The sequence below is a fragment of the Sporosarcina limicola genome (assembly GCF_014873855.1).
GTDB classification, from domain to species: domain Bacteria; phylum Bacillota; class Bacilli; order Bacillales_A; family Planococcaceae; genus Sporosarcina; species Sporosarcina limicola.
Map to the genome: position 1 here is coordinate 1 of NZ_JADBEL010000058.1, position 5,613 is coordinate 5,613.

Annotated in this window: 4 protein-coding genes and 1 pseudogene; 3 read left to right on the forward strand and 2 right to left on the reverse strand. The window is 34.4% G+C overall.

Annotated elements, in window-relative coordinates:
* Positions 1–202: 202 nt before the first annotated feature.
* Both H4683_RS20865 and H4683_RS20870 read right to left on the reverse strand, forming a co-directional pair.
* Complete coding sequence (locus H4683_RS20865; protein WP_192600749.1) at positions 203–595, reverse strand: hypothetical protein; 393 nt, start codon at positions 593–595, stop codon at positions 203–205.
* Positions 596–736: 141 nt separating this feature from the next.
* On the reverse strand, positions 737–1,486 hold the full coding sequence (locus tag H4683_RS20870; protein ID WP_192600750.1) for a DUF6973 domain-containing protein: 750 nt from the start codon (positions 1,484–1,486) through the stop codon (positions 737–739).
* Positions 1,487–1,687: 201 nt separating this feature from the next.
* On the opposite strand from H4683_RS20870, the gene H4683_RS20875 reads away from it, so the two are divergent.
* The 3 genes and pseudogenes from H4683_RS20875 to H4683_RS20885 all read left to right on the forward strand — a co-directional run.
* Positions 1,688–2,563 carry a helix-turn-helix domain-containing protein gene (locus H4683_RS20875; protein WP_192600751.1) on the forward strand — a complete coding sequence of 292 codons (876 nt, stop codon included), beginning with the start codon at positions 1,688–1,690 and terminating at the stop codon, positions 2,561–2,563.
* A gap of 571 nt (positions 2,564–3,134) precedes the next feature.
* Entirely contained in the window at positions 3,135–3,695 is a 561-nt protein-coding gene (locus H4683_RS20880; protein WP_192600752.1) for a recombinase family protein, read from the forward strand.
* Positions 3,696–4,055: 360 nt separating this feature from the next.
* A pseudogene (locus tag H4683_RS20885) lies at positions 4,056–5,436 on the forward strand (type I restriction-modification system subunit M); the annotation flags it as partial.
* Between the last annotated feature and the right edge of the window lie 177 nt (positions 5,437–5,613).

Genomic DNA, 5,613 nt, shown 5'->3' on the forward strand with positions numbered 1-5,613 from the left:
CACCCTTGCCTTCTGCTAACAGTTCCTACTGCCAAGCCTGTAGTGGACTTTCACCACCTAGCGATTACCCATGCCGGGCACACAATAAAAAAGAGATGGCAATCGCCATCCCTTTAATTTCTTGTGCCACAATCGCACCCAATTGTTGAAGATCATTCTACAAATAAGGACCCGTAAGGCGGTTTAGAAAGTAGGAATATATTCATTTTTTCTTCAATACAAAACTTTCAGTTTGGTCATTCCAGTCAATTTTAATATTTAAATTGTCATCTTTTTTGGTAGATGCACTATTAGAACTTAAATCCGCACTTGTATAGATGCCATCTTCATTTAAAGAAACCCCATTTGCACCAAAACTAAAATCATTTCTATCATTTTCAACAATGTAATTAATATTACCAATAAACTCCAAATTGTTGCCAGTGTATTTAAGAACAATTCCACTTTTTTCAGAACCATCTATTATTTTAACAATTATTTCAGCTGACCAGTTTTCACTTGAGCCAATAAAATTTAGATCTTCTTCATCTGCTTGGCAAGCTGTTAACAGTAATATCCCAATTAAAATAGGTAAGAATGCAAAAATCTTCTTCAAGTATAATCATCTCCTAATAAAAATAAATATTATTAATCATAACGTATTAATTTTGGAAAAGTTTCGAATTTCCGCATATTACTAAATCAACAGACCTAGTATCATAACTAGGTCTGTTGATTTTATCAATATAGGAGGAAATTACTTCACAAGGATTTTAGCTTCCCCATTTTTAATTTTAGCGTCTACTCGATCAGCTAAAGTTGAATCAAATGGGGCTATATCATACCAGTAAAAACAATCTCTTCCCATTTTGTTATTATGAAGATCCATATTTTTATGTTCTAAACCATTAAAACCAAACCATACTTGAGCCTTATACTCGGCATCAGTTAAGCCATGATTTTCATGAGCAGTAGCGAATTGTTCTGCTAAGTTTTTACCAATGTTCCTTGCCATTTGAGCATTCCAAAGCGCATGTCTGAATGCATTCCCTTTATCTCCGTCTTTCCAATTAGGGTAACGCTCACTTGTAATTTTATCAGTTCTAGATTGAGCAGCTTTTACAAGTAATGCATCTGCAGGATGTAAAGCTACTAACCATTTTTCAGCAGCAGTTAAATTACTCCATGTTTTACCGGCAGATTCTAAGACGCCAAAAGCTTGAATCTCTCCCGAGAAATTACTCTCAACAAGCCCAACGAGCGCGTCTGTGGAAATTTCTAGATTTTCTTCTTTAAGTTTAATAATTAATAAGGATAAATCAATGTCCGCTTGAGTAAGATTATCTTGGTTTTCTTCTATAATGGTATTAATATCTTTACCTTGAAGTTGTTCTAAACCAGGATTTTCGAAAGGTATTTCTCTCTCTTTCCCTGCTGCTAAAGAAGTTTGGGAACCAATCGATAAAGCTAGACTAAGTGCTAGAGCCGTACTTGCTATTTTTTTCATAAAAAATTTCATCTCCTTTATAATGGTTAGTAGTACAAATATCGGCATTCCTAATCTTTCAAATATTAACCCCCTGTAATCAACCAAATATCTAAAAGTGCAATAATGATATCTATGGTAACTCCCCCCTTTGCCTTTAATATTAAATGTAAAATATGATATAATTACAAAATATAATAAATATAATAAATGGGGCGAAATATGTCGAATTATGGAAGTTCAATCAAGAGTATCAGAAAAAATAAAGGTTATACACAAAAGGAAGTTGCAGCTAATCTTTTTACACAAGCAACCTATTCAAACTTTGAAGCTGACAAAACCGATATTCTTTCAACAAGTTTTATGCACCTTTTATCGCAACTGCATATATCAAGTGATGAACTTAGATATATTCATAATGATTATCAATATGATGAGTCAACGAAAATTGCAGAGAGATTTTTCAGTTTACCGTACAATGACAGGAATGAAATTTTGCAGATTTTAAGATTAATTGAGGCATATTATCTTAAAGGAAATTCAAATATTATTTTAAATGATTTGAAGATTATCTGTGAAGCCTTATTAATTATAGAAAGTTCCGGAGATTTATTAGCGGCAAGGGAAAAAGTAAATAAGGTTTGGGTAAGAATTTCACGTTTTGACCAATGGTATTTAGTGGATTTAAAAATAATGAATGTTATTTTATACTTTTTTGAAAGTGATGTAGTTATTTATATTACAGATAAGCTTATAGAAAGGCTAAAGGTTTATCAGGGTTTCGACGAAGCAATAAAACTAAAAAAGACTCTTACAATCAATTTATCCTTAATACTTATTAAAAGCGGCATGATTTCAGAAGCTCTGAATAGATTGGAAGATTTCTTGCAGTTGCATTTAAGTGAATTATCATATAAATCATTAGCAGTTTGCTTTAATCGAATAGCGATATGTTATTCATATATATCAAAGGAAAAAGAAATAAAATACACTAAAAAAATAGAACGTCTCTTAGAAGTTTATGAGGATGAACCCTTTAAAGAAAAACTTCAACTAGAATATAAAAAATACTGTAATTTAAAGAATAAAAATATGTAATGTACCTTTATTTAGATTACGAATTGTAGCAGTTGCCAGTTAGATTTCATAAAAATTTTATTCACTAATATGGTCCGTTGTTAAGTTAATATTTTGAATTAACCTTCTCCAATAGATCAACTACTTGTCTTGGTGGATAATTGTAAGTTTAAACCTCTTGTAGCCTTTAAATATAGTTTGATTCACTAGCGTCGCATAAATTTGTTCTGAATATTAAGTTTTTATTTTTGATCTTTCAAAAGAAAAAACGAAAACACCTGAATAACGGTAGATAATATCCATTAAGACGATTTTTTTCATAATGACACGTCCCTTCTTCGACAAAACGGCCCGTTTGTTGAACAATCTGAATAAAGTTTCCCTCAACTTTATTATAGCTTAATCTAATAGGAGTTGTCGTTTGTTACAAAACTCGTACCTTTCTGAACACACTGCTGGTCAATCTGAAAAGTACGTTTTTTATTGGCTTTTTCGTAACAAAATTCTGTTCATAATTCTACGTACAACAACTTGCTTGATTCCATCTTATGTTACAATGAATTTAGAGAAAAATAAGGAAAGAGTGATTTTGGTGTTAATTGGATACGCACGTGTATCAACAGGATTACAAAATTTGGATTTACAAATGGATGCGCTAACGAAATATGGTTGTGGTAAAATTTTCCACGATAAGATGAGTGGTACAAAGAAGCAGCGTCCAGGATTAGCAGAAGCATTAGAGTATGCACGTGAAGGGGATACAATTGTGGTTTGGCGACTGGATCGACTTGGTCGAAATATGCAGGACCTGATTCACGTTGTGAATAGTTTGAATGAACGTTGTGTCGGCTTCCATAGTCTACAAGAAAACCTAACAATGGATAAAAGTAATGCAACAGGTCAATTGATGTTCCACTTGTTCGCAGCGTTTGCGGAATTTGAGCGTAACTTAATAGAAGAACGTTCAGCTGCTGGTCGTGTAGCAGCAAGAGCGCGTGGTCGTCTAGGTGGTCGCCCAGAGAAGTTTGGGGAAAAAGATATTGAAATGATGAAATCACTTATCGAAAGTGGTACACCGATTAAAGATGTTGCAGAAAAATGGGGCGTGTCTCGCACGACGATTTATCGCTATTTGGAAAAGACTCCAAAATAAAACTTAAAGCACTTGCTACCAGGTCACAGCTTGGATAGATGCTTTTATTGTTTAGAATAGGCTTATTCTGAAGTGCAAAATATCACTTAAAACAGGTGCAATTTACAGATTAAATTGACAGCTTACCTTTATATCATAGAATCTCCTGCCAGATGGACTTTTTTCCTTTACTAGCAAACGAACAGCTCATAGAGTGGTATCATTAGAACAAGTGCGCCCTTTCTTCATGCTGATAGAATATAATAGAAGATGGTCAGAATGAAATTGGATAAAAGAGTATTGTTAGGTCTGCTATAAGACTACATGATAATCAGATGCGTAACGAGAGTAGACTAATTACAGAAAAGTGAGGAACACAACATGGCTGAATTGAACTCGATATTATTTAGTGCGGCAGACAACTTGCGAAGCAAAATGGATGTATCAGAATACAAAAACTATTTATTAGGATTGATTTTTTACAAGTACTTATCTGATAGGTTATTGGAAAAAGTTGTTGGAATTGCGGATGAATCTCCAGAAGAATATGATACAACAGAAAAACAAACTCAACTGTATGTAGATTTATTAGCAGATGCAGAGGTAAATAATGACCTAATTGAAACGCTAGTTGATACACTCGGCTACGATATTGAACCGTCTTATCTATTCAATGTATTAACGGATCAAGCCCAACAAAATACGTTTCAGTTGAATGATTTGAATAAGGCATTCATCGATTTGTCTACGAAATACGATCAATTCAATGGACTGTTTGATGATGTCGATTTGACATCAAACAAACTCGGATCAGATGCTCAACAACGAAATATCACGATTACAGAAGTAATCAAGAAGCTGAATCCTATCAACCTATTGGGACATGGTGGAGATGTGATTGGGGACGCTTATGAGTTCTTAATCAGCCAATTTGCCTCAGAAGCGGGTAAGAAAGCTGGGGAATTCTATACCCCTCATGAAGTTTCTGACATGATGGCTCGTATTGCTGCACTAGGTCAAGAGGACAAAAAATTGTTTAGCGTATATGACCCAACCATGGGATCAGGCTCGTTGATGTTGAATATCAGAAACTATATCAATCATCCGGAGAGTGTGAAATACCACGACCTATAATCTAGCGAAGATGAACTTGATCTTGCATGGCGTGGATAAGGAAGATATGCGTTTGAGCAACGGAGATAATTTAAACAAGGATTGGCCGACAGATGAACCCTACACGTTTGATTCCGTTCTGATGAATCCACCCTATTCTGCAAAATGGTCTTCAGACGATACATTCCTAGATGATTCCCGTTTCAATCGTTATGGCAGATTAGCGCCGAAATCAAAAGCAGATTTTGCTTTTCTATTACATGGACTTTATCACTTGAAAGATTCGGGAACCATGGCAATCGTTCTACCTCTTGGCGTCTTATTCCGTGGAGCTGCAGAAGGGATTATTCGTGAAAAATTATTAGAAGATGGCAGTATCTATGCCGTTATCGGGATGCCAGCGAACCTATTCTTTGGAACAACAATTCCAACCACAGTCCTCATTCTGAAGAAAAACCGTACCACTCGTGATGTTTTATTTATTGATGCAAGTAACGAGTTTGTAAGGGGTAAGAGCCAAAATAAACTTTCCAAAGAAAATATTGATAAGATTGTCGATACGTATAACAAGCGAGAAAATGTTGTTAAATACGCCCATGTTGCTAAATTTGACGAGATCAAAAAAAATGAATTTAATTTGAATATACCAGTAGCGTTGCATAAATAATTTTACTCGTTGTCAAATTGGCTGTTATTTGGATGCTTGACCGTAGAGTGAATATTCAGATATTTGTACCTGTTCAAAAAATAAAAAAGACAACAGGGGCTAATAGGATAGTCATTATCCACAATTTAACAGTTTCTATTTATAATCTACAAACAGGGG